The 24252-nt window shown below is 68.2% G+C and carries 23 protein-coding genes and 1 tRNA gene; 8 read left to right on the top strand and 16 right to left on the bottom strand.

Translation table 11 applies throughout. The features are described from left to right. Nucleotides 1-67: 67 nt before the first annotated feature. Nucleotides 68-712 (bottom strand): FMN-dependent NADH-azoreductase, encoded by a 645-nt coding sequence (locus AC0GNO_RS07725; protein WP_472887601.1) that lies wholly within the window; start codon nt 710-712, stop codon nt 68-70. A 133-nt stretch (nt 713-845) separates the two neighbouring features. On the opposite strand from AC0GNO_RS07725, the gene AC0GNO_RS07720 reads away from it, so the two are divergent. The 5 genes from AC0GNO_RS07720 (at nt 846) to AC0GNO_RS07700 (ending at nt 4543) form a co-directional block, all read left to right on the top strand. After that, the gene (locus AC0GNO_RS07720) at nt 846-1781 is read left to right on the top strand and encodes a LysR substrate-binding domain-containing protein (protein ID WP_472903587.1); all 936 of its coding nucleotides are present in this window, start codon (nt 846-848) and stop codon (nt 1779-1781) included. Nucleotides 1782-1824: 43 nt separating this feature from the next. Next, nucleotides 1825-1899: transfer RNA gene (locus AC0GNO_RS07715), tRNA-Arg, on the top strand. Between the two features lie 61 nt (nt 1900-1960). After that, nucleotides 1961-3391: a cardiolipin synthase gene (cls, locus tag AC0GNO_RS07710; RefSeq protein WP_472903586.1), complete on the top strand. Its 1431-nt coding sequence runs from the start codon at nt 1961-1963 to the stop codon at nt 3389-3391. A gap of 38 nt (nt 3392-3429) precedes the next feature. Beyond that, nucleotides 3430-3972, top strand: coding sequence for a DsrE family protein (locus tag AC0GNO_RS07705; protein ID WP_472903585.1), 543 nt, complete (start codon nt 3430-3432; stop codon nt 3970-3972). A gap of 148 nt (nt 3973-4120) precedes the next feature. Then, nucleotides 4121-4543, top strand: a complete 423-nt coding sequence (locus AC0GNO_RS07700) for a VOC family protein (protein ID WP_472903584.1) — start codon at nt 4121-4123, stop codon at nt 4541-4543. Nucleotides 4544-4568: 25 nt separating this feature from the next. On the opposite strand, the gene AC0GNO_RS07695 is transcribed toward AC0GNO_RS07700, so the two are convergent. Continuing rightward, nucleotides 4569-6176: an ABC transporter permease gene (locus AC0GNO_RS07695; RefSeq protein WP_472903583.1), complete on the bottom strand. Its 1608-nt coding sequence runs from the start codon at nt 6174-6176 to the stop codon at nt 4569-4571. 196 nt (nt 6177-6372) lie between these two features. Here AC0GNO_RS07695 and AC0GNO_RS07690 point away from each other — a divergent pair, with 196 nt between their 5' ends. After that, nucleotides 6373-7497 (top strand): ABC transporter ATP-binding protein, encoded by a 1125-nt coding sequence (locus AC0GNO_RS07690; RefSeq protein ID WP_472903582.1) that lies wholly within the window; start codon nt 6373-6375, stop codon nt 7495-7497. A 7-nt stretch (nt 7498-7504) separates the two neighbouring features. Here the strand turns inward: AC0GNO_RS07690 and AC0GNO_RS07685 are convergent, their stop codons facing one another. Together AC0GNO_RS07685 and AC0GNO_RS07680 are read right to left on the bottom strand one after the other, a co-directional pair. Continuing rightward, nucleotides 7505-8803, bottom strand: coding sequence for an ATP-binding protein (locus tag AC0GNO_RS07685; RefSeq protein ID WP_472903581.1), 1299 nt, complete (start codon nt 8801-8803; stop codon nt 7505-7507). Beyond that, nucleotides 8800-9558, bottom strand: coding sequence for a response regulator (locus tag AC0GNO_RS07680; protein WP_472903580.1), 759 nt, complete (start codon nt 9556-9558; stop codon nt 8800-8802). Before AC0GNO_RS07680 ends, AC0GNO_RS07685 begins: the two co-directional genes overlap by 4 nt. Nucleotides 9559-9800: 242 nt before the next feature. Between AC0GNO_RS07680 and AC0GNO_RS07675 the strand changes: the two genes are divergently transcribed. Continuing rightward, nucleotides 9801-10208, top strand: coding sequence for a hypothetical protein (locus AC0GNO_RS07675; RefSeq protein ID WP_472903579.1), 408 nt, complete (start codon nt 9801-9803; stop codon nt 10206-10208). A gap of 22 nt (nt 10209-10230) precedes the next feature. After that, nucleotides 10231-10599: a hypothetical protein gene (locus AC0GNO_RS07670; RefSeq protein ID WP_472903578.1), complete on the top strand. Its 369-nt coding sequence runs from the start codon at nt 10231-10233 to the stop codon at nt 10597-10599. Between the two features lie 46 nt (nt 10600-10645). On the opposite strand, the gene AC0GNO_RS07665 is transcribed toward AC0GNO_RS07670, so the two are convergent. From AC0GNO_RS07665 to AC0GNO_RS07610, 12 genes are all read right to left on the bottom strand, one after another. Next, on the bottom strand, nt 10646-11017 hold the full coding sequence (locus AC0GNO_RS07665; protein WP_472903577.1) for a DUF2149 domain-containing protein: 372 nt from the start codon (nt 11015-11017) through the stop codon (nt 10646-10648). Next, complete coding sequence (locus AC0GNO_RS07660; RefSeq protein WP_472903576.1) at nt 11010-11525, bottom strand: MotA/TolQ/ExbB proton channel family protein; 516 nt, start codon at nt 11523-11525, stop codon at nt 11010-11012. The genes AC0GNO_RS07665 and AC0GNO_RS07660 overlap by 8 nt, the downstream gene beginning before the upstream one ends. Then, nucleotides 11522-15700 (bottom strand): cobaltochelatase subunit CobN, encoded by a 4179-nt coding sequence (gene cobN / locus AC0GNO_RS07655; protein WP_472903575.1) that lies wholly within the window; start codon nt 15698-15700, stop codon nt 11522-11524. The genes AC0GNO_RS07660 and cobN overlap by 4 nt, the downstream gene beginning before the upstream one ends. Before the next feature lies 1 nt (nt 15701). Continuing rightward, nucleotides 15702-16424, bottom strand: a complete 723-nt coding sequence (locus AC0GNO_RS07650) for an energy transducer TonB (RefSeq protein ID WP_472903574.1) — start codon at nt 16422-16424, stop codon at nt 15702-15704. Continuing rightward, nucleotides 16421-16786, bottom strand: coding sequence for an ExbD/TolR family protein (locus AC0GNO_RS07645; protein WP_472903573.1), 366 nt, complete (start codon nt 16784-16786; stop codon nt 16421-16423). The genes AC0GNO_RS07650 and AC0GNO_RS07645 overlap by 4 nt, the downstream gene beginning before the upstream one ends. A gap of 7 nt (nt 16787-16793) precedes the next feature. Beyond that, nucleotides 16794-17219 carry a TonB-system energizer ExbB gene (exbB, locus tag AC0GNO_RS07640; protein ID WP_226464997.1) on the bottom strand — a complete coding sequence of 142 codons (426 nt, stop codon included), beginning with the start codon at nt 17217-17219 and terminating at the stop codon, nt 16794-16796. 9 nt (nt 17220-17228) lie between these two features. Next, complete coding sequence (locus AC0GNO_RS07635; RefSeq protein WP_472903572.1) at nt 17229-19529, bottom strand: TonB-dependent receptor; 2301 nt, start codon at nt 19527-19529, stop codon at nt 17229-17231. Between the two features lie 46 nt (nt 19530-19575). After that, nucleotides 19576-21870, bottom strand: a complete 2295-nt coding sequence (locus AC0GNO_RS07630; RefSeq protein ID WP_472903571.1) for a TonB-dependent receptor — start codon at nt 21868-21870, stop codon at nt 19576-19578. Between the two features lie 237 nt (nt 21871-22107). Continuing rightward, on the bottom strand, nt 22108-22743 hold the full coding sequence (locus AC0GNO_RS07625) for a cyclic nucleotide-binding domain-containing protein (protein ID WP_472903570.1): 636 nt from the start codon (nt 22741-22743) through the stop codon (nt 22108-22110). Nucleotides 22744-22822: 79 nt separating this feature from the next. Beyond that, nucleotides 22823-23212, bottom strand: a complete 390-nt coding sequence (locus AC0GNO_RS07620; protein WP_472903569.1) for a DUF2946 family protein — start codon at nt 23210-23212, stop codon at nt 22823-22825. A gap of 41 nt (nt 23213-23253) precedes the next feature. Beyond that, nucleotides 23254-23691, bottom strand: coding sequence for a hypothetical protein (locus tag AC0GNO_RS07615; protein ID WP_472903568.1), 438 nt, complete (start codon nt 23689-23691; stop codon nt 23254-23256). Between the two features lie 32 nt (nt 23692-23723). After that, nucleotides 23724-24218 (bottom strand): copper chaperone PCu(A)C, encoded by a 495-nt coding sequence (locus AC0GNO_RS07610; RefSeq protein ID WP_472887653.1) that lies wholly within the window; start codon nt 24216-24218, stop codon nt 23724-23726. Between the last annotated feature and the right edge of the window lie 34 nt (nt 24219-24252).

Genomic DNA, 24252 nt, shown 5'->3' with positions numbered 1-24252 from the left:
CTGCGGCCCGGCACGCCGGTTCCGCCGTGTTCCGGGTTCAGGCACGGCGCTCCGGAACCGTGTTGACTCAGGCTGCTTCGGCCACCACGGCCTGGTTGGCCGCCACCGCGGTGTGGCTCTGGATCTCGCTTTCGGCCGTGGCCAGCGCCTGGGCCTTGGCGTCCGGGCCCATGGCCACGCCTTCGGCACGCACGAAGCGCACGTCGGTGATGCCGAAGAAGCCGAACACGGTCTGCAGGTAGCTTTCCTGGTGCTCCATGGCGCGACCGGCTTCGCTGGTCGAATACACGCCGCCGCGCGTGATGGCCACGATCACCGTCTTGCCGCCGGCCAGACCCACCGGTCCCGTCTCGGTGTACTTGAAGGTGCGGCCGGCCTGGGCCAGGCGGTCGATCCAGGCCTTGAGCTGGCTCGGCACCGAGAAGTTGTAGAGCGGCGCGCCGATCACGATCACGTCGGCGGCCAGGAACTGGCTCACCAGCGCTTCGGACAGCGCGTTTTCTTCCCGCTGGATCGCGGTTTCGGCGGCTTGACCGGTGCGGAAACCCAGCGCGTCGGCGCCCAGGTGGGGCACCACGGCGGCGGCCAGGTCCAGGTGCTGCACCTGGGTGCCGGGGTGGGTGGCCACCCAGGCGGCCACGGTTTGGGCGGTGAGCTGGCGGGAAACGGACTGTTCGCCGGTGATGGCGGAATCGATGTGCAGCAGTTGCATGGTGATCTCCTGAAAGGGGTGAGCCACGTGGCGTGGCGGTGAATTGATTGTGCTTTCGTGGCGATTCACTGATAAGCCCCCAGATTTGATATTGATCGTTCCATAATCAGGACAATCAACGGAGAGGTGCACCATGCAGGACCTGAACGACATGCTCTTGTTCGCCGAAGTCGTGGAACGCGGCGGCTTCGCCGCGGCCGGCCGGGCGCTGGGCCTGCCCAAGTCGCGGCTGTCGCGCCGCGTGGCCGGGCTGGAAGCGCAGCTCGGTGTGCGCCTGCTGCAGCGCACCACGCGCAAGCTCTCGCTCACCGAGGTCGGCGAGGCCTACCTGCGCCACTGCCAGGCGTTGCGGGAATCGGCCCAGGCCGCGGCCGACACCGTGGCCCAGGTGCAGACCGAGCCGCGCGGCACCCTGCGCGTGGCCTGCCCGGTCACGCTGGCGCAGACCGTGCTGGCCGAACTGATGCCGGCATTCCTGGCGCGCTACCCGCTGGTGCGCGTGGAGATGCTGGTGAGCAACCGCGTGGTCGACCTGGTGGAAGAAGGCGTGGACGTGGCGCTGCGCGTGCGCACCACGCTCGACGACAGCGGCAGCCTGGTGATCAAGCGCCTGGGCGACGACGCGCCCGTGCTGGTGGCCAGCCCCGCGCTGCTGGCCCGGCAGGGCACACCCGCCACGCTGGAAGAGCTGGGCCGGCTCGACAGCATGGCCATGTCGACCACCGACGGCCGCGCCAGCGTGCGCCTGACCGGCCCGGACGGGCGGGAAACCACTGTGCAGCACACGCCGCGCTACGTGGCCGACGACCTGCTCACGCTGCGCCTGGCCGCGCTCGCCGGCACGGGCATGTGCTGGCTGCCCAGCTACATGTGCGAAGACGACCTGCGCCAGGGCCGGCTGGTCCGGCTGCTGCCCGACTGGCAACCGCCGCGGGGTATCGTGCACGCGGTCTTTCCCTCGCGCCGCGGCCTCACCCCCGCCGTGCGACGTTTCCTCGACTTCCTGGGCGAACAGGTGCCCACCCACAGCAGCCTGCTGGGCCGCGAAGCGGCAGACCAGGCGGTCTGACCCAGGCCCTCCCGGGCGTACCGCCTTTACAATGCGCCCTGCTGCCGCCATAGTTCAATGGATAGAACGAGTGCCTCCTAAGCGCTAGATACAGGTTCGATTCCTGTTGGTGGTACCACCCCCGGACCGCACGCAAAAAAGTCGCACGCCCGGGCAGCAGGCACGCGAGAATCGTGCGCATGTCCCGCCTCCCCCGCGCTCCGACCCCGACCTGGCTCCGCTGGCAGGCCGCAGCGCTGGGCGCGCTGACTGTGGCCTGTGTGCTCACCACCACCGGTTGCACCAGCCTGTCGCCCGAGGCCCTGGAGCCGATCGATCAGCCCGTGACCGCGGTGGCGTTCGAGAACGCCCGCGGCGAGGTGTCGGCCGGCAAGAGCGCGGCCATCGTGCAGTCGCTGGAACGCAGCGCAGGCGACAGCGACATCCTCGACAAACACCTGGCCGTGGAACAGGCGATCAACGCCGACAGCCCGCTGGTGCTGGGCAACAAGCTCACGCTGCTGCAGGACGGTCCCGCCACCTACGCGGCCATGTTTGCCGTCATGCGCGAGGCCCGGGACCACATCCACCTGGAAACCTACATCATTGCCGACGACGAGGTGGGCCAGCAGTTCGCCGAGCTGCTGCTGGCCAAGCAGGCGGCCGGCGTCCCGGTGCGCCTGATCTACGACAGCGTGGGCTGCCTGAACACGCCCCGCGCGTTTTTCGATCGCCTGCGCGCGGGCGGCATCCAGGTGCTGGAATTCAACCCCGTCAATCCGCTGGCCAGCAACCAGAAGGCCTGGCGGCTGAACAACCGCGACCACCGCAAGTTGCTGGTGGTCGATGGCCGCATCGCCTTCATCGGCGGCATCAACATCAGCGAAGCCTATTCCAGCGGCTCGTCCATCCACCTGACCAGGCCCAAAGCCACCGGCGATGCGGGCTGGCGTGACACCCATCTGCAAATCGAGGGGCCGGTGGTGGCGGAGTTCCAGAAACTGTTCCTGGACACCTGGCACAAACAAAAGGGTCCGGCACTGGCCACCGGCCAACCCTTCCCGCGGCTGGAACCGCAGGGCATCAACATCGTGCGTGCGATCGGCAGCGCCGCCGGCGATCCGCGCAGCCTGATCTACCTCACCTTGCTGTCGGCGATCGAGCATGCCGAGCAGCGCATCTACCTCACGATTGCGTATTTCGTGCCCGATCCGCAGCTGATCGCGGCGCTGACCGCTGCGGCGCAGCGCGGTGTCGATGTGAAGCTGATCCTGCCCAGCCACACCGACTCGTGGGCGGTGTTCCACGCCGGTCGCTCGCACTATGCCGCGCTGCTGGGCGCCGGTGTGCACATCTACGAACGGCGGGGCGCCGTCATGCACGCGAAGACCGCCTCCATCGACGGTGTGTGGTCCACCGTCGGTTCCACCAACCTGGACTGGCGCAGCTTCCTGCACAACGACGAGATCAATGCCTCGGTGCTGGGCCGCGATTTCTCGGCGCAGCTGGACGCCATGTTTGCCCGCGACCTGGCCGAATCCAACGCCATCGATCTGAAACAGTGGGAGCACCGCTCGATCCTGCTGCGGCTGCAGGAATGGGCCGCGCGGCTCGCCGAATACTGGCTGTAGCGCAAGACTGTGTGTTCAACACTCCAGGAGACCACCCCATGTACACCGCCCCCATCACCCGCCTCTGGCCCCACGCCGTGCTGGCCGCCTGCATGGGCGCAGTGCCGCTGCTGGCCCCGTGGCCCGCGCAGGCCCAGGCGACCTTCGTGCAGACGCCTTACAAAAACCCGAAAGTGCTGTTCGACTTCTACCTCGACAACCCGGCCAAGATGGGCGCGGCGCTGTACTGGCTGCGCTCGTTCGTGAACCCGCTGACCGAGGCGCCCTACAGCTTCTTCAACGACGACATGAGCGTGATCGTGCTGCTGCACGGCACCGAGCTGGTGACGGTGGCGAAGAAGAACGAGGCGAAATACGAAGAGGTGGTGCAGCGCATGCGCTACTACGCCGGGCAGGGCGTGAAGTTCAAGGTCTGCGGCCTGGCGTTGAAGGACTTCGGGTACACGCTGGCCGACATGCAGCCTTTCATCGAGGTCACACCGTCGGCCATGACCGAACTCGTGCACTGGCAGAACCAGGGCTACGGCCTGATCACGCCGTTGGTGACCGACAAGCGCTTTTCGATCGAAGAGATCCGCTGAGAGGCTGAGAGACCGGCGGCGCCGCTGCCGCGAACCGTTCGTCGGCCCGGTGACGGGGCCTGTCGAAACAGGGGCGGCCCGTCCGTCGTGACCTTGAACGCACCCGGACCCCGGCCCGGGGTTCCTCCACCCCGATCAGGAGATCAACATGACGCAACTGTGCGCCTACCTGTCTTACAACGGCAACTGCGCCGAGGCCATGGCCTTTTATGCGCGCGTGCTCGACGCCAAGGTCGAAGCCCTCATCACTTACGCGCAGATGCCCGATGGCGACCCGGTGCCGCCCGAACACGCCGACCGGATCATGCACGCCCACCTGGTGCACCCCGACTTCGCCCTCATGGCCGGCGACACGCCGCCGGGTGTGCCGTTCGAAGGCATCAAGGGCGCGATGCTGGCGCTGACCTACCCCGGCGCCGACGAAGCACGGCGCATCTTCGGCGCACTCGCCGAGGGCGGCAGCGTGCAGATGCCGCTGGGCGAAACCTTCTGGGCCGAGGCCTTCGGCATGGTGACCGACCGTTTCGGTACGCCCTGGGGGATCAACGGGGGACCGAAGGCGATGTCGTAGGCCCTGAAGGTCTGGCTGCGGACCCTCAGCGCTGGCGCAGCGTGCGGCTGAGCATGATCACCGGCACCAGCCCCACCAGCACCAGCGTGAGCGCGGGCAGCGCCGCCTCGCCCAGGCGCTCGTCGCGCGCCAGCTGGTAGGTCACCACCGCGAGGGTGTCGCTGTTGAAGGGCCGCAGCACCAGGGTGGCGGGCAGCTCCTTCATGACATCGACGAACACCAGCAGCGCGGCCGCGGCGGTGGAGCGCCTGAGCAGCGGCCAGTGCACCCGGGCGGCAAGGCCGGCGCCGGTGGTGCCGAGCATGCGCGCCGAATCGTCCAGGCTGGCGGGCACGCGCGCGTAACCGCTTTGCACCGACTGCAAGGCCACCGCGGTGAAGCGCACCATGTAGGCCCAGACGATGCCCAGCGCCGTGGCCGTGATCCAGTAGCCCACGCTCGACTCCGGCCGCACCGCCTGCACCCAGCCGACCGGCAGCAACAGGCCCACCACGATCACCGCCCCCGGCACGGCGTAGCCCAGGCTGGCGAGCTGCACCACGCCGCGCGTGACCATGCTGGGCCGGGTGCGCAGCGCAAACGCCAGCACCAGCGCCAGCGCGGTGGCCAGCAGCGCACTCAGGCCCGCCAGCCACACGCTGTTGCGCGACCACTGCACGAACATCGTCCAGGGCAGGTCTTCCCAGCCGCCAATCAGCGGCCGCAGCATGAAGAGCACCGGCAACACAAAACCGAACAGGACCGGCAAACCACACACCAGCACCGCCAGCACCGACCGCCCACCGGCCAGGCGCACCGGCTGCGCCTCGGCACTGCCCGCGCGCTGGCCGCGCTGGGAGGAAAACCGCATGCGCCGCTGGGCCCGGTGCTCCAGCCAAAGCAACAGCGCCACGATGGCCAGCAGCATGGTCGCCAGCTGTGCGGCCGCCAGCGGCATGTCCATGGACAGCCAGGCCTTGTAGATGCCGGCGGTGAAGGTCTGGATGCCGAAGTAGCTGGCGACGCCAAAATCGGCCAGCGTCTCCATGAGCGCCAGCGCCACACCCGCGGCCACCGCCGGGCGCGCCAGCGGCAGCGCCACCTCGCGGATGCGGCGCGACAGCGGCGCACCCAGCAGGCGCGCCGCCTCCATCAGCTGCGAGGCGCGTTCGGAAAGCGCGGTGCGGGCCAGCAGGTAGACGTAGGGGTAGAGCGAGAAGGTGAAGACCCAGACCGCGCCCGGCGTGTTGCGGATCTCCGGGAACACCCGCCCCCGCAGACCGAAGGCCTCGCGCAAGCCCACCTGCAGCGGCCCGCTGAACTGGAGGAAATCGGTGTAGGCGTAGGCCACCACGTAGGCCGGCATGGCCAGCGGCAGCAGCAACGCCCACTCGAACACGCGCCGGCCGGGGAAATCGAACAGCGTCACCGCGCTGGCCGTGCCCATGCCCACCAGCGCCACGCCCAGGGCCACGCAGAGACACAGCAGCACGGTGGTGAGCGCGTAGTCCGGCAGCACCGTCTGCGCCATCTGGTGCAGCACGTCGCGCGCCGCGGCGTCGAACTGCAACCACGAAGCCCCCAGCGACAGCACCGGCAGCGTCAGCAGCAGGGCCAGCAGGAGCAAGAGGGCAAAGGCCATCCAACGCGGCATGGGCAGTCAGGTCAGGAAGGGGACGGGGAGTAAGGGGTGTGAACGGTGCCCATCATGGCACGGGCGTTGCAGACCCCGCCGGACAGGTCATTTGACCCGCATCAACACAAATGAGAATTGTAGTCATCTACAATTTGAACCTGTCCGCAGGCTGTTTGAGGCCGCGGCCCCGAACAGCCCACCGCCAGGATCAGCCATGTTCCTCAACGTCTCCCAGCTCAGTGTGCGCTATGCCGGCCAACAGCCGGCCGCGGTGGACGGTGTGTCGTTCGGCCTTCGCGCCGGCGACATCGGTGTGCTGATCGGCCCTTCCGGCTGTGGCAAGACCACGCTGCTGCGCGCCGTGGCGGGGCTGGAGCGGGCCAGCAGCGGCAGCATCACCCTGCAGGGCGAAACGGTGAGCGACGGGCAACACCACATGCCGGCCGAACAGCGGCGCATCGGCATGGTGTTCCAGGACTACGCGCTCTTCCCCCACCTGGACATCGCGCGCAACGTCGGCTTTGGCATCGCCAAGCTTTCCCGCAACGAACGCGAAAAGCGCGTGACCGAGGTGCTCAAGCTCGTGGGCCTCGACGGCATGCAGGACCGCCATCCGCACGAACTCTCCGGTGGCCAGCAGCAGCGCGTGGCCCTGGCGCGTGCGCTGGCGCCGCGCCCGCGCCTGCTGCTGCTCGACGAGCCGTTTTCCAACCTCGACGTGGACCTGCGCGAGCGCCTGGCGCACGAGGTGCGCGCCATCCTCAAGGCGGCGGGCGCCACGGCGCTCTTCGTCACCCACGACCAGCTCGAAGCCTTTGCCATCGGCGACGTGATCGGCGTCATGCACCAGGGCCACCTGCACCAGTGGGACGACGCCTACGCGCTCTACCACCGGCCGGCGACGCGGTTCGTGGCCGAGTTCATCGGCCACGGCGTGTTCGCGCCGGCGCAGATCCGGCTGGTGGGCAACGAGGTTTCGGTGCAGACCCCGCTGGGCGCGCTGCATGATGTGGAAGAGTGCCCGCTGCCCAGCGCCTACGAGTCGGGCCTGTGCGACGTGCTGCTGCGCGCGGACGACATCGTGCACGACGACCTGGCGCCCGCCAAGGCGCAGATCGTCCGCAAGGCTTTTCGCGGCTCCGAGTTCCTCTACACGCTGCGACTGGCCAGCGGCGAGACGCTGATGACGCACGTGCCCTCGCACCACAACCACGCCGTGGGCGAGTGGATCGGCATCCGCGCCCAGGTGGACCACGTGGTCACGTTCGCGCGCGGTGCCTCGGCGACTTCGCCGCCCGCGCCAGGCGCCCGGAAGCCACCCGTCGACGCCCCGCTGTGAACAGGTCCTAAAGAACCACCCAGGCTTCCATGCCACCGCCGGCCCGCTCGCCGAGCGACACGCGCCAGCCGTTCGCCTGCGCCAGTTCGCGCACGATGGCCAGGCCCAGTCCGCTGCCACCGGTCTTGGGGCTGCGCGAGGGCTCCAGGCGCTGGAACGGCTGGAACATGGCTTCCACCTGATCGGCCGGAATGCCGGGCCCACGGTCGAGCACGCCGACGCGGCAATGCGCACCGTCCTGCTCGCACACCAGTTCCACCGGGCCCGAAGGGGCGTAGCGCAAGGCGTTCTGCAGCAGGTTGCCCAGCGCACGGCGCAGTGCGATGGCAGGCACCGGGCGCACACAGGGTTCGCAACGCACCTGCACCGGGCTGGCCGCGGTCGCGTGTTCGGCGGCCAGCTCTTGCAGCAGGGCCGCCATGTCCACCGGTGTGGCGGGTTCGTGTTCCAGCCCGCGCGCCAGGTCCAGCACGTTGCCGATCAGCTGGTTCATCAGCTCCATGTCGCGCTCCAGCCGGTCCAGCAGCGTGGGGCTGGGCTGCGTCCTGAGCATCTCCAGTGCCAGCCGCATGCGCGCCAGCGGCGTGCGCAGGTCGTGCGACACACCGGCCAGCAGCGTGGTGCGCGCCGACAGCAGCTCGCGCACCTGCACCGCCATGGTGTTGAAGCGCCGGCTCAGCGCCACGATCTCGCGCGGGCCGGTCTCGGGCAACAGGTCGGGCGCCACGCCCTGCCCCAGCTGGGCGCTGGCCTGTTCCAGCCGCGCGAGCGGCGCCACCACCCGGCGCGCCAGCAGCAGCGCCAGCCCCACCGCCACCGCCAGCCCGGCGGCCAGACCGATGAGCAACACGGCCAGTGGCCGGCTGTTGATGCGCGCGCTGGACAGCCCCACCGCCAGCGTGCCGCCACCCGCGGGCACACGCGCCCAGTACCAGTCGAGACCGGCGTCGTCGGTGGCGCGGATCAGGTGCCGGTCCAGCCCGACGCGCCCGGCCAGGGCCGCTTCCAGCAGGTAGAAAAAGGGCGGGTGCCATTCGTCCACGCTGGCGCCGTCCACCGCGGGCCGGATCAGCAGCGACTGCCGCAAACGCAGTTCGGTTTCAAACGCCGGGCGCGTGGCCGGGGGCAGCTCGGCCCAGGTCTGGGCCGACAGCACCATCAGGCCCGCCAGGTCGTCGGCCGAGCGGCGCGCCATGGGCAGCATCACCAGCCAGACAAAGGCCAGCACCACCAGCAGTTCGATGCCGATGAAGGCCAGGGCCAGCAACACCGTGTTCTGACTCACCAGACCCACGGGCCGTTTCACGCCAGATCTCCTTGCGGATTGAACAGATAACCTTCGCCGCGCACCGTGCGGATGAACTGCGGTGCCGCCGGATCGGCTTCGATCTTGCGGCGCAGACGGGTCACACGGCTGTCCACGCTGCGGTCGAAGGGGTCGCGGTCGTAGCCCTTGAGCATGTCCACCAGCACATCGCGCGACAGCACGCGGCCGGGGTGGCTGACAAAGGCGGCGAGCAGCGCGTATTCCGCACTGGTCAGGGCCACCTCGTGGCCATCGCGCAGCAGGCGGTGGCCCGCCGTGTCGAGCTGGTAGGGGCCAAAAGCCGGCCGCTGCGCCCCGGCGGGTGCGCCCGTCTGCGCGTCGGGCGGACGCTCGGCCACCACCGGGGACGGAGCGTGCGCGCGCCGCAGCACCGCCCGCAGACGCGCCAGCAATTCGCGTGGACCAAACGGCTTGGGCAGGTAGTCGTCGGCGCCCACCTCGAGGCCGATCACGCGGTCCATCTCTTCGCCGCGCGCCGAGAGCATGAGCACCGGCATGTCCCACTGCGCCTTGATGCCGCGCGTGAGCGACAGGCCGTCTTCACCCGGCAGCATCAGGTCCATCACGATGGCATCGGGCAGCTCCCTGGCCAGGGCTTCGCGCATCGCCGCGCCATCGCCCACGGTCCGCACCACAAAGCCGTTGGCCGACAGGTAGTCCGACAAGAGGCAACACAGATCGGGGTCGTCGTCCACCACGAGCACGCGCAGCGCAGAAGGAATAGGCGCATTCATGCGCTGGAGTGTAGGCCGGCCACCGCGCGCCAGGGCCCGCGATGCCGCCTCCTGACACCGGCTGACACACACCGGCACCACACGCCACACGCCGGGCCCGAACCGGCATGTGCTGGCGACAGAGCGGGCCCAGGATTCAGCCATCGGCTCCGGCATTCGATGCCGGGCGTCGTCGGCCCAGCCGCTGTCCAGGTTGCAGCGGCCCGGTCCCACACCCCCCAACCTGGTTGCAAAGGAACACCATGACCCCCGCCTCCAAGCTCCTCACCGCCCTGCTGGCCGCCCTCACGCTGACCGCCGGCTCCGCCATGGCCGCCGACCCGGTACCGGCCACTGGCCGCCAGTTCATGACCGAGCAGGAACAGGCACAGATGCGCACCCGAATGCGCAACGCCACCACCGAGGAAGAGCGCGCACGCATCCGGGCCGAAGAACATGCGCTGATCCGCGAACGCGCCGCGGCCCAGGGCATCACCTTGCCTGAAACCCCGCCAGCACAAGGTCAGGGCTTGGGACTGGGTCAAGGCACCGGCCAAGGTATGGGTCAAGGTCAAGGCCCCGGCCCTGGCGCCAGCGGCGCAGGTGCCGGAACAGGGCCTGGCGCCGCGGGGGGCATGGGCCAGGGCCAAGGCCGGATGAACAAGCGCTGATCCACCTCATCCACCACCGACCATGACGCTCTCCCGATGGACATCCGGTCTGGGGATCTGCGCGCTGCTGTGCCTGCAGGCGCAGTCCGCCCTGGCCGCGGAACCTGAACGCCCGCCGGTTCTGCCGCATGAAACCCCGGTGCCTGCGTTGCTCAACAGCGACGAAGTCCCGCCGGGCAGGGTCTTGCCCTACGGGGCGGGCTACGAACAACGCCTGCGCGCCGCGGGATCGCAGAACGGCGCGACCAACCACGCGGCCGGCGGCGCTTCACAGGGCTCGGGTGCTTCGCGCGGTGGTTCGGGTAGCGGATCGGGTGGCTCGGGTAGCGGATCCGGCAACGGCTCGGGTGGCTCGGGTGGTCGCGGCAACGGCGGCGGACGCGGCCGATGACGTGGACGAGCGCGGCGCTCCCACATCCGTCCATGCCGCCAACCCGTCAACGTGAACGGAGCTGCGCAGCAGCGTCTACCGGTGGCGTGGTTTCCGGTACGTACACCATGCTGCCGTCCTTCATGCGGTAAGCCACTCCCGCCTTCATGCCCTGGCCTTCGCCAATCTGCCCGGACGACTGGTATTGCTTGAGTTCGTTGCCCTGCTTGACCAGCATTTCCATGTTGGGCTTGCCGGCGTTCTTGATGACCAACACGTCCTGGGTAGCGAACGGATTCAGCGGGTTCTCCACCACGGCCATCAGCAGCACGGCGATCACCACCAGAAACACGTCGATGATGTTGACCACCGACAGGATGGGATCGTCCTCGTCCGAGTCACCCAGGATGTCGAGCTTCATGCGTCGGGCATCAGACATGGGCCACGTCCCCCGCAACGGTGGCGCCGCTGTCGGGCAGGGCCAGCAGCAAGGCATTGAGCTCTTCCATCAGCCAGCGCCGGCGCACGGTCTGCACCACGAAGGTGATGGCCGCCGCCAGCAGCGCCACGATCACCGCGGCAAAGGCCACCACCAGGTTTTCCGCCATGCCCTTCGTGTTGCCCGCGGCCACCGCCACCAGCGCCGGCCCCATGGGAATCATGGTGGCCACCAGCCCCAGCATGGGGGCCACGCGGCTGACGATGCGCTGCACCTCCAGCTGTTTCAACACATGCAGCTCCAGCCCATCCTCACCCAGGTGGGCGTGGCGCTGCCAGTAGCGGTGCAGTGGCCGCAGCCCGTGGGGCCGGCGCGTGCGTGCCAGCAGGTCGATGCTCACCTGCCCCAGGCTGAACAGCGCATACACGAACATCAGACACAACAGCACCAGCACGGGCGTCAGGAAGAACTTCGAAATCTCGTACAGGAAACTCTCAATGGCATTCATGGTTGGGCTTTCAGTGAAACAGGGGGTGTGAAGCGGGCGTTGCGGCGGGCGCGCCAGGTCTGGAACAGCATCCCGGAGACCACGATGGCCGCGGCCATCCAGCCATAGATCCAGATGAGTTGCTGGACCGGGGTGTCGTGCCGCACTTCGCGCAGCTCCTGCCCACGCACGGTGGGTGGCTCGGGCGCCGGCAGGGGTTTCTGGGACACATCGGGTGGCCGGGCGGCGGCGGGCCTGGGCGCGGCGGGCTTGCCGGGTGCACCCGATGCCGCCTGGCTGGCCAGCCCAAAGCCCTGCGCCAGCGCCTTCACGTAGGCCTTGAACGTGTCGTTGGCGGTGAACACGTCGTGCCGGGCCGCCACCTCCTGGTAGACCTGCACCAGCTCGCGCTTCGTCTGTTCGTCGGCCTTCCAGTAGTCCTTGCGGATGGCTTCCAGCATGCGCTCGGCCACCTGGGCCAGCGCCGTGGGGTTGGATTTTTCGAACCACTCGCGCATGCCCAGCTGGTAGCGGTCCTTGACGTAGGTCTCGTGAAATGCCTGCCACTGGTCGTCGCGCACCACGTTGCGGTCCATCACCTGCCAGCCCCAGAAGTTGTTCACCGTGTTGAGCATCTGCAGCGTGCCCGCGTAGCCTTCTTTCTGCATTTCCTTCATCCAGTTGGGATGCTGGTAGATCGAACGCAGCTCGGTGGCCATGAACCGCTCAGCCGTCTCCAGCTTGGCCTTGTTCGGGTCGCGCATGTTGGAGATGTAGAGCTGCGGGTTCTTGCCGTCCAGGAACTTCACCGCCTTGGAGATGCCGCCCAGGTACTCGAACGGATGGTCGGTGTCCAGCAGGCCACGCAGGTTGCTGGAGCGCGAGAACACGGCCGCGTGGGTGCCACGCAGGTGTTCGGCGTAGGCGTTGATCTCCTGGCCCTTGCCGTCGGTGAGCTTGCGGCTCCAGTTCGCGGTGTTGGGCCCGTAGGCCCAGGACATGCGCGACAGGTAGAGCCGTTCCAGCTTGCCATCGCCCTCGTCCCAGGTGTCGGACGCCAGCGAGGCGTCGGTGAGCTTGGTGCTGTAGTCGCCGCTTTCATTGCCGAAGATGCGCGTCAGCGCGAACTCGCGGGCTTCCTCGGGCTTCACCCCCTGGGCCAGCAGCGCGGCCAGGATGCGCTCGGTGTTGGCCTTGATGAAGTTCTGCTGACCGTCTTCCTTCAAGGCCGCCAGCATCACCACGGCTTCGTTGAAGCGCTCCATCACGTTCGGGAACTGGTCGCGGTACAGGCCGGTGAGCGAGATCACCGCGTCGATGCGGGGGCGCCCGAGTTCCGCCAACGCAATCACCTCCATGCCCACCACGCGCCCGCCTTCGTCCCACTGGGGCTTGACGCCCATGGCGTAGAGAATCTGCGCTTCCAGCATGCCCAGATGGCGCATGGTCTCGGTGCTCCACATGGAGAAGGCCAGCTTCTCGGGGAACTTGCCGTGCGTGGCCTGGTAGCTGGTGATGAGCTGCTGCACCGCCTGGCGCCCCGCCTCGTAGGCGGCACGCGTGGGCACACGCCCGGGGTCGAAGCCATACATGTTGCGCCCGGTGTGCAGCGCGTCCGGGTTGCGGATCGGGTCGCCCCCGTAGGACGGATCGATCCAGCGGGCCGACAGTCCCTGACTCACGCCCTCGATCTCCCAGGCCGCCCGCAAGTCCACCAGAAACTTGCGCCCGCGCAGTGCCAGCGCGCGCAGCCGGGTGTCGGTGAGCTCGTCCGCCGGTCGGTCGGAGAACACGTGGTCCTCCACGAAGCGGTAGGGCCGGGTCTGCTGCAGCGCCTTGTAATCCCCCTTGAACGCGGCCTTCGCGTTTTTCACGCCGGTCTGTTCGTACAAGGGCTGGCCCAGCATCTGCATCACGTTGCTGATGAGGTGGGCACGCTCGGCGTCCTGGCCCAGGGTGTGCAGCCCCAGCGGCTGCATGGCCGAACCCAGGTCTTCCAGATAGTCCTCGATGTCGCGCAGGAACTTGTCGAAATGGCGCTCCAGGTCGGCCACCTGCCAGGCCATGTCCTTGTGCATGTTCATCTTCACCGCCTGCTCGATGATGAGCTTGCGGTTGTTGTCCTTCACCAGCCCGCTGTCCAGCGACTGGTACTCGCGGATCAGGTCGTTGATCTTCACGAAGTCGTCGGACAGACCGGCCGGCGCGAACGCGGGCGTCTGGTGGCTCACGATCACACCGCGCCCCCGGCGCTTGACGTGGATGGCCTCGGCGATGTTGTCCACGATGTACGGGTACACGATGGGCGTGTTGCCCACCAGGATGTTCGGGTCGTCAAACGCCCACAGGCCGCGCTCCTTGCCCGGCGTCCACTCCTGCGTGCCGTGCGTGCCGAAGTGCACGATGGCGCTGGCCTTGAACTGCTCGCGTGCCCACAGGTAGGTGGCCATATAGAAGTGGTTCAGCGGCACTTTGGTGTCATGGAACAGCTTCTTCTCGTCGTGCTGCCCGGCGGCGCTCTCGCTGCGCATGGGCTGCGGCAGCACCACGAGCTTGCCCAGCTTCATGCGCGGGATCACGAAGCCTGTCACACCGTTCTTCCTGGCGATCCAGACACTCTGGTCGGCCGTGCCCCAGAACCGGTTCACGGCCTGGCGCACCTCGGGCGGCAGCGTGGCAAACCAGCGCTGGTAGTCGGCCAGTGGCAAAAAGTCCCAGTGCGCCGTCTTCATGAGTTCGGGCAGCGTGCCAGGGCGGTAACCCGGGCGCAGCATCTGGCCCACGGCGGCGATGATGTCTTTCTCGGTGGTGCTGTCAAAGGCATAACCCTCGGCCTTGAGCTGCGCCACCAGGTGCTCGATGGAACGCGGCACGTTCAGGTTGGAGGCGCCCTGGTTCTTTTCCCCCGGCGGGTGGTTCCAGAAAAACAGCGCCACCTGCTTGTCGGCGTTGGCCGTGGTCTGCAAGCGCGCCAGGTTCACGGCCTTGCCCACCAGCATGTGCATCTGTTCGGGCATGGGCACCAGCTCGCCACCTTCGTTGGCGGTGAGCACCACCGGGTCCTGAAGGCCGATGTACTCGGCGTTCGTCAGCGTGAACGGCAGGTAGAAGCTGTTCACGCCCACCGTGTCCTTGTGGTACTCGGCACGTGTGCCGCTGCGGTAGGACAGCACGTTGATGACCGGCACCCCCATGGCCTTGTGCCAGGCCTTGCGCGCCTCGGGGTCCACGCCCAGGAAGGTGTTGACCAGCAGCACCTGCGGCAAGACCCTGCCCTCGTGGGTGATGAGCGGTTCGTTCACGGCCACGGCGGCGATGTCCCTGGGGTTGGGAAAGCCATCGCCCTGCTCGGCCGCCGCGGGCGCCCCGCTGGCCCCTGCCGCTGCCGGGCGCCCGCCGCCACCGCCACGCGGCGGACGGCCGGCGGCCTCGGACTGCCCCGTGGCCGCAGCCTCGCGCCATGCGCGGGCCACGCGCGAGCTGCGGTAGAACATCAATGGCAGGGCGCCCGCCTGCTCGATGGCCTGCACGGTCTCGTCCAGCATGCGCTGCTGGCCGTCGGAGATGTAGCTGGAGGACATCTCGATGCCGATCACCGGCAGGCCCTGCCATGGACGCCCCGCCCTGGCCTCCCACCACGCCAGGTACTGCGGCAGTTGCTCGAACACCAGCCCGTCGTGGCCGGGGTGGTAGATGCCGCCATTGGGCAGCGCCAGCGGTGGCGCGATGGCGCTCAGGTCGCCGCCCTGGAGGATGGCTCGCAGGTACTGGAAGAGTCGCTCGTGGTTGATCCGGGTGCCGCCCACGTAGTAGTCGAACACGCGCTGCGCCTGTTCCTTGTCCATGTGGATGGCACGCAGGCGCACCGGCGGACTCATGACGTTGATGCTGGCGGTGGGCAGGCTCAGCTCGCGCAGCCGCTGGCCGGCCACGCGCTCGATCTGCGCCTGATCGTCGCTGCGCGGCGCGTCGATCAGCACGAAGCGCGCGCCGTCAAGCACACGCCGCGCACCGGCCTCGCCCTCGGCGTCTACCTGCGTCCACGCGAGCTCGATGCCCTGTTCCCTGGCCACCGCTTCCATGAGCTTGAATTTGCGTTCCAGCACGAACTGGGTGGAGAGGATGGCCACCTTGTCCGCGGCCTGCGCCCAGGGCCCCACCAGCGCCAGCAGGGCGCACAAGAAGAGACGTTTCATCTCAGGATTCCTTGAATTCGTAAGCAATGGGAATGCGCAGCTGCGCCACGCGGCCGGGCTGGTGCGTGGCGCGGACCAGGTCCGCGGCCTGGCGCACCAGTTGCAGCGCGGCCTCATCCAGCGCCTTGAAGCCCGAGCCACTGGCCACGAAACAATCCAGCAACTCGCCCTGAGCGGAAAAATGCGCCTCCACCGTCACCAGGCCCTCCTGGCCCATGCGCCGCGCCACCAGCGGGTATTGCTTGTGCTTGAGCAGGGCGGCTTCCAGCAAACCTTCCCAGCGCGCCTGCTGCGCGGCCAGCGGGTTGGCGCTGGGCGGTGCTGGCACCACCACCGCCGGTGTGGCGGCGCGAGGGGCCTCGGTGGGCACCGTCGCCACCGGCGCGGACGGGACCACGGTATCGGCGGTGTTTGCCACGGCATCGGGGTAGGGCTGGATGGCGGGCGTGATCGGTGGCGCGGGCGGCTGGGGCGCCGGTTGGGCACGGGCTGGGGGTCGTGGTTTGACCTCGGGCGGTTTGGGGGTCGGCGGTGGCGGTTGCACGGCCGGCTCGGGCGGTTGCTCCGCCGCCCACTGGATGGCCATGTCGAGCCGGGTGGACGGCGAGACCGGTGCCGGGCTGTGGGCCATACCCCAGGCGAGGGCCGCCACCAGCGCGCCATGCAGCACGACCGAGCGGCCCCAGTCGCGCCAATGCAGGCGGTGCGAAACGGTGGCGTTCATGAGCGCTTGACCTCCAGGCTGACCTGCTTGAAACCCAGCGACTTGACCCTGTCCACCAGCTCCACAAAGCTGCTCAGCACCAGGCGCCCGTCGGCGCGCACCACCACCGGCGTGCTGCGGGGCTGCGGGGCGAGTGCCGCCGCCAGGTCGCTCACCGGCTGGTCGTTCAGGTACAGGGTCTGGTGTTGCGTGTAGGTCAGCACCAGTGGCGCGGTGGGTGATGCAGCCGCAGACCTGGCGACCGCCAGGTCCACGGGTATGCGCCCGTTCACCACGAAGGTGGCCGTGGTGAGCACGATGGTGAGCAGCACCAGCATCACGTCCACCAGGGGCACGACGTTGATTTCGTCGATCTCGTCCATGGCGCCGTCAGCCCCCGTGGGCCTCGTCGAAGTCCGTCAGGCGCTCCCGCACGCGGCGGCGCAAGGCGTTGTTCAGCGCCACACAGGGGATCGCGACCACGATGCCCGCGGCCGTGGCCTTGAGCGCCAGGGCCAGCCCGGTCATGATGGATTTCACGTCCATCTCGCCCGTGGCGCCCAGGGTCTGGAAGGTGAGCATGATGCCGAGCACCGTGCCCAGCAGCCCGAGGTAGGGCGCGTTCGAGGCCACGGTCCCGATGACGTTCAGGCGCCGCGTGAGGTCGCTCTCCAGCCGGGCACGACTGGTGTAGCCACGCGCATCGATCCGGCTGAAAAAGCGCTGCCGCTCCAGCGCGATGGCCACGACCGCCACGCTGAGCAACAGCAGGATGCCGAACACGGCGTATTCCACGAGGGGGCGAAGTCCTTGCATGGGGCCTCCTCAGAAACGCAGGGCCATCCCGACGCGCCAGACGCGTCCCGGATCGACAGTGATGGACATGTCCTCGGCGTTGTACCGGCCGTCGTACCGGAAGTTGGTGGCATAGCTCTGCGCGTCGTTGGTGCCGCGGGCGATGGTGTAGTGGCGCTTGTCGAACACGTTGTCGACCCGCACGAAGGCACTCAGCGTGGCCCCGCTGAGCCAGCTGGTCTTGCGTCTGTAGTCGGCCATGAGGTTGAACACCGTGCGACCCGGCCATTTTTCCTGGTTGATCTCGTCGGCCCAGGCAGTGGCGCGGTGGTCGAGTTCGGCCGACAGCTTCCAGGCCGGGTCCGGCTTCCACGACGTGCGCAGGTTGACGGCATGGGGCGGCACGCGGGGCACCTTGTTGCCGGTGTTGTTGTAGGGCACGAGCTGGTAGCAGTTGTTCCAGTTGGGACTGGGGCCCATGCAAGCGCCGGTGCCGACCAGCGTGCCGCGCGGATTGCCCTGTGCCAGCAGGAACTGGTCGTACCGGGTGAAGGTCGAGTCCAGGTAGGTGTAGGCCAGGTCCCAGCTCCAGGCCGGCGAGATCGAGGACTGCAGCGCCAGCTCCAAGCCACGCGAGCGCGCGCCGCCGATGTTTTCGTAGCGCGCGATATGGGCCGCGTTGCCGTTCGAATACTGGCCGTTGGTGTCCAGGATGAAGTCCTTGCGGTCGATCTGGAACACCGCGGTCTGCAGGCTGGCCTCACGGTCCATCAGCGTGAAGGTCTTGCGCATGCCGACCTCGAAGTTGATGGCCTGCTCCGTCTTCAGGTCGGGGTTGTTGGCCACGCTGCCCGAAGGGCTCTGGCTGCCGCGGTAGAGCTGGTCCACCGTGGGAGCGCGAAAGCCGGTGGAGATGTTGCCGAACAGCACGGTGTTGGCCAGACCGCTCCAGCTCAGGCCCAGCCGCGCGCTGTTGGCATCGAAGCTCTTGCGTTCGGCGATGCTCGAGTTGCCGTTGCCAGACACCGGTTTGGCGTCGTAGTCGAGCTCGATGCGGTCGTGGCGCAGGTTGCCGGTCAGCGTCCAGTCCGTGGCCAGACGCCACTGGCCTTCGCCGTAGAGCGCCTGCACGTTTTCGCCGGTGCGGTCGTCGGTGAACACGGTGCCCGCCGCCGTGGGCCTTTCCATGGGACTCGGGCTGTTCCTGTAGCCGACCATGGCATGGGTCTTGTTCAGGTACTCGTTGCGTTTGAACTCCACGCCGCCCATCCAGGCCATCGGGCCCGTGGTGGTGCGCAACTCGCTTTTCACGCCGCGCTGGGTCTGGTGGTAGTCGTTGAACGTGGTGTAGGCGTCGGGGCTGGAGACGGGGGCACCGGTGGAGCTGAAGCGTTGCGGTGCCGACCAGAACTGGGTGTGATCCCGGTACTGGTAGGCCAGCGCCAGCAGGTTGGTGCGGTCGGACAGGTCGTTGGAATAGGTGAGGTTCACACGCTCCAGGTCCACGTCGAAGTGGCGCGCGTAGTCGCGGCCCAGCGTGCCCTTGGGGTCGAGTGCGGCCTGCGTCACGCCAGTCACGGTGCCGTGCTTGTCGCGAAAGCGGTCCTCTTTTTCCAGGCCCAGGGTCAGGTCGGAGTGGCCATTCAGCAGCCAGCGCAGGTTGCCCGCGAGCGCCTGGGACTTGTAGTTCGACTGGAAGTGGTAGTCGTCGGCCTTGCGCTGGGACAACTGCAGGTGGCCAGACCAGTTGTCGCTCGCGCGGCCGATGCGCGCGAGCTCGCGCTGGTAGCCATAGGCGCCCACATCGGTTTCGACGGACACGCCTTTGTTGGTGGCGCCACGCTTGGTGGTGATGATGACCGCGCCAGCGAGCGCGTCCTCACCGAACAGGTAGGACGCGCCACCCTTGATGACCTTGATGCTCTCGATGTTGTCCAGGTTGATGTTGACCTTGCCGGTGCGTTCGAACACCGGCACGCCGTCGATGACGATGGCCACGCCCGGCTTCTCGCCCATGTACCGCTGGTTCTCCACGCCGCGGAACTTGATCTTCAGGTCGTCCCCACCCTGCGTGTCGATGGTCACGCCCGGAATGGCCTTGAGCACCTGCACCAGGTTGTCGGCATGCTGTGCTTCGATCTCGCGCCCGGACAGGCTCACCGTGCTGGTCGGTTCGCGTGTGCTGTCGCCGAAGCGGTCGTCGATGGTGGAACCGGTCACGGTGGTCTGGCGCAGGGTCTGTGTCGGGGCCGGGCCGGTCTGCGCCCAGGTGCCTGGGGCGGCCAAGGCCGCGACGGCGGCGGCCAGGAGGGTTTTGGGGGTGGTCTTCATCTGGAAACCTGTCGGGTTTTTGGGGGAAGGGTTTGGGTTTTGAGGCTCAGAACTTCAGGTTCACGCCCGCGTACAGCGTGCGGCCCATGCCCGGCACCGCCGTGCCCCACTGCGGGTAGTTGGGCAGCATGGGGTTGCTCATCGTGGTGCCCTGGCCGACGTAGGCGCCGCCCGTGGGCAGGCCGTAGAACTTGTCAAACAGGTTCTCGATGCCGAAGTCCAGCCGCACCGTTTTCCACGAATAGCTGCCGCGCAGGTGGACCAGCCCGTAGCCCGGCGTCCGGATTTCGTTGCGCACCGATGACACGGTGGTCTTGGCCTTCACCGCCACCAGTTCCAGGCTGTTGTCCCAGCCGCCGGTCTTGTGGGTCAGCGCCAGCTTGCCGTTGAGCGGCATCACGTTGTAGAGCCCGTTGCCGGTGTCGAGGTTTTTCCCGTTGGTGACGTTCAGCAGGCCCTTGACGCCCCAGTCGCCCAGCGCGTTGTTGGCCAGTGGCGCGTGCCCGGCCAGGTCCACGCCGAACAGGCGCGCGGTCTGGTTGGTGTAGCGCAGCACGCTGAACTTGTTCCTCACCGGGGTTGCGGCGGCCTGGTTGGTGGCAGCGTCCCACTGCACCGCGTCGATGTAGTCGCTGACGCGCGTGTAGTACGGCGTGGCCTGGAAGCCCCAGGTCTTGTCGGCAGCGTGCCAGTCGAACGTGGCAGACAGCGTGTTGGCCTTCTCGGGTTTCAGGTCGAGGTTGCCGACGTAGCCGTTGCCGTCGCCCACGAAGTTGTTCATCAGTGCCGCCATCTGCCAGGTGGACCAGGGGAAACGTTCGTAGACGTTGGGCGAACGTTCCTTGTGGGCGAAACCGAACTCGATGTCGACCTGCTCGCTGGCGGTGTAACGCGCCAGGGCCGTGCCGTCAACGTTGGTGTCGGTCGAGCGGTGGTCGCGGGCGTTGAAGGCGTTGGCATCGCGGGCCTGGAAGCCCATGCCGGCCGGGTTGTAGCCGACCGCGCTGCCAGCGTTCATCGCCACCCGCTCCACACGCGCTCCGACCAGCGTCATCCACTGCGCGCTCGGTCGCGACTCCCATTCGCTCCAGAGCCCCGTGCGGTCGCGCTCGCCGTCGCGGATGTTCCAGAAGGTGCCGGGGTACATGCCGCCGCCCGAGGGCGTCCACCAGTCGTTGATGCGGTAGCGTTGCAGGTCGATGCCCGCGCGCAAGCGGTCCTGCTCGCTCAGCGGCAGCTCACCCTTGACGCTGAAGCCGGTGGTCTTGCCCTCGGTGAACATGGGCATGCCGGCGGCGCAGCTGGCGCCGATGGGGCTGCAGGGCTTGCCGTTGGCCATCATGGGTCCGCCCGAAGCGGTGCCGTACCAGTAGCGCTTGTCGGCGCCGAAGTCCATGAAGTGGTTCACGGTCTCGTGGTAGGCGCGCGCGTCCAGCGTGCCCCAGTCGAGCTGGCCGGTGTAGCTCAGGTTGATGCTCTTCTGGTCGTTGTCGAGCAGGTCCATGCGCTGGTTCGGGTAGAGCTGGTAGGGCATGTCCTGCACCCCCAGCTTCGCCTCGAACAGGTGCGCGTCCTGCTTGAAGGCCAGGCCCAGGGTGTGGTTGCGCGTCTCGTAGGCGGTGGAGCCCACTTCGTCGCGCGCCAGCGTGTGGCCCGGCCGGCCGGTGAAGTCGTAGGTCTTGAAGTCACCACCGGCGGTGTAGTTGTCGGCCTGGCTGGTGGCGCCGCTGTAGCTGACGTTGAGCTGCTCGGTGGCCAGGGTGGCCGACAGGTTCAGGCCGCGCGCGCTGTTGTTGCTGCGGTAGAAGGCGCCCACCTCGCCGCGGCGGATGGTGGCTTCACCCGGTTGCGCGAATTCGGGCGTGCGCGACTCGGCCAGGATGCTGCCGCCGATGCTGTCGCCGCCAGCACTCACCGGCGAGATGCCAGCGTACACCTTGAGCGAACCGAGCTGCGAGGGGTCGATGTAGGAGAGCGCGGGATTCATGTGGTTCGGGCAGGAAGCGATCAGGTCCATGCCATCGACCTGGATGCGCAACCGGTCGTCGGCCAGACCGTGCATCGAAGGCAGGCTCGACACGCCACCCGCCCCATTGAGGCTCACGCCGGGGGTGTCCTGCAGCAGGCGGGCGGTGTCGCTGGTGGCCGCGCGCTGCGACTGCAGGCTGGCCGGGTCCACGGGGGTGGCGCCGGGCAGCGCGTCCTGGTCGGCACGGACGGTCACGGTCGGCAAGGTGCTGACGGCGGCGTCCTGCGCCAGCGCCTGGCTGCACAGCAGGCTCAGTGCGGGCATGGCCAGCGCCATGGCGCGGTGGAGGTGGGACGGGCGGAGATCGATCATGGAGAGTCCTGGTTGTTGAAGTCAAAAAAAGGAAAGCGAATGGATGCAGCGACGTGGTCAGCGGCGAACATGCCCGGGCGCGGCGGTACCTCGCTGCGGGTAGGCAGCTCCCGCGCAGGGGCGGCGCACAGGCGCACGGCGTCACCGTTCATCCGCATCCGGTGGATCGCCCCGCGTGCTGCGCGCTCGATCCGTACAGCGGAGCGTCAGTGGCCGGGGGGTGTGGTCAGAGGGGCGTCACGCGGCCACGCCGAGCGGTGCAGCGTTGGCCGCCCAGGCCGTGGCCAGGCGCGCGGGTGCTGCGCTCGACCAGTCGCGCACGGCGCGCACCGGTCCGCGCTTGCGGCTGCGCGGGGGCAGCAGTTGCGCCAGGGCGCGGCAGACGGTTTCGGTCTTGGCGTCCACCAGCAGGGCCACCTCGCGCAGCGCGGGCAGGGCCTCGCGCACCGCATCAGCCTGGCCCATCCGGCCGGCTTCATGAACCGCGCGGTCCAGCCCCATCAGGCCCAGCAGATGGGTCAGACGCTGCTGCACGTTGCCGCTGCGCAGTTGGGCCATGTCCTGGCTGCGGTCCAGTTGCTGCAGCAGGGCCTGCTGCAGCAAGGGTTCGGGCGCGGCATCCGGGCGCACCGGCTCCAGCCGGCAACGCGTGAACGCGCTGGCGCTGAGCTGGTAGGGCTGGCCACACAGGGACTCGGCGCCGATCAGGTCGCCCGGCAGGGCCAGTTGCACCGGCTGGCGGATCGGGCCACTGTCGCGGTCCAGGTGCACGACACCTTCGACCACGCGCCACACGGGACCGGATTCACCGGCGAGAAAAATCGACTGGTTGCTGGCGCAGGCCAGCGCCACGGAAGAGACGGTTGAAGTCATGAAAAGCTCCTGAGACATGCCGGTGGAACCCACCGGCCTCTGAACCAGCGACCCCACTCCTTGGGGTCGCGCGACGGGTTCAGCTCAGCAGCGGGGGCCCGCGTGCGCCGGGACTGGGCGCGGCCAGGTCGTGTTGGGTGGCCGCCTGGTGCCGCGGTGTGGCCCAGGTGCCATCGGCCGCTGGCAACACCGGCAGCGCCGGCAGCAGCGGCGCAAAGCGCTCGGCCGCCAGGGTGCAATGGCCGCAGTCGTCCAGCGCGTGCAGCAGGTCGTCGGCGCTGGCCGGATCGGCCGCCACCCCGTCGGCGGTCAACTGGACCCAATGCATGCCCTGCGACGTACAGAGCTCCACCCAGTCGCCCACCACCCGCGTGCTGGCCAGCGCACGCGAGACGGCGGGCGCGAGCACGGCCAGCAGCATCGCGGCCAGCAGGCCGCGCGCGAGGGCACGCATCAGACGGGTGGACATGGTTGGGTCGCCGCAGCCGTTTCAGTCAGCGCAGATGCCGGTCAGCGCAGACCGTCGAGGTAGAGCTGGCTGATCTGAGTGAACTGCTCGGCGCTCATGATCTTGCGCAGGGCCTCCACACAACGCTCGCGGCCCTTGAAGTGCTCGACCTCGGCCTCGGCGATCTGCTTCATCAGCGCTTCGCGATTCGCGGGAGGCTGGTTGTCCAGGATCGCCATGCGCAGTTCGCCGCGCAGCGTCAGGATCTTTTTCTGCAGCGCCACGCGGCCGGGCATGGCCTGCTTGCGGTACTCGTCCAGCGCCTGGATCTGCTCGGCTGTGAGCTTGAGGTCCGCCTCGTGCTTCAGGGTCAGCGGCATCAGCTCGACCACGGGTATGGCGCCGTCGCCGGGCACGGATTTGGCCACGGCCAGCCCGCTGCCCAGCACCAGGGCCAGAGCAAGGGCGGCATGACGAAGGGTGGAAGATGAAAAGTTCATGGAGTCGCTCCCGGAGTGGTCGTAGGGCATGCTCAGTGTTTGTGTTCCATGCCGGGCTTCATGTCGGCGCCCGGCTTCATGGGCATGGGTGCATTGCCGCCTCCCAGCGCGGTCACCGGCGCCTTGACTTCCTGTTTGAAGCGCTGCTTGCTGGCGTCTTCGAACACCAGCGTGAGGGGCACGCTCTCGCCGCCCTTGAGCGGCTGTTTCAGGTCCATCAGCATCACGTGAAAGCCGCCGGGCTTGAGCTCCGTGGTGCGGCCAGCGGCCAGGTCCAGACCCGGGATCTGGCGCATCTTCATGACGTCGTTTTCCATCGCCATTTCGTGGATTTCCACCACGCCGGCCACGGGCGACTCGACCGCCACCAGACGGGCATTGGCCGAGGGCGTGAGGCGCATGAAGGCGCCCGAGGCCTTTTGCGTGGCCACGGTGCCGCGCACCCAGGCGTCTTCGACCTTGACCGTGGTTTGCGCCCAGGCACCGGCGGTGACGGCGAGCAGCGAAGCGATGAGCAGTTTTTTCATGATGACTCCAGTTGAATTGGCGTTGAGAAAAAGG

The organism is Hydrogenophaga sp. L310 (assembly GCF_055703065.1).
The sequence above is the reverse complement of the archived record's forward strand: the minus strand, read 5'-3'. Positions and strand labels throughout refer to the sequence as shown.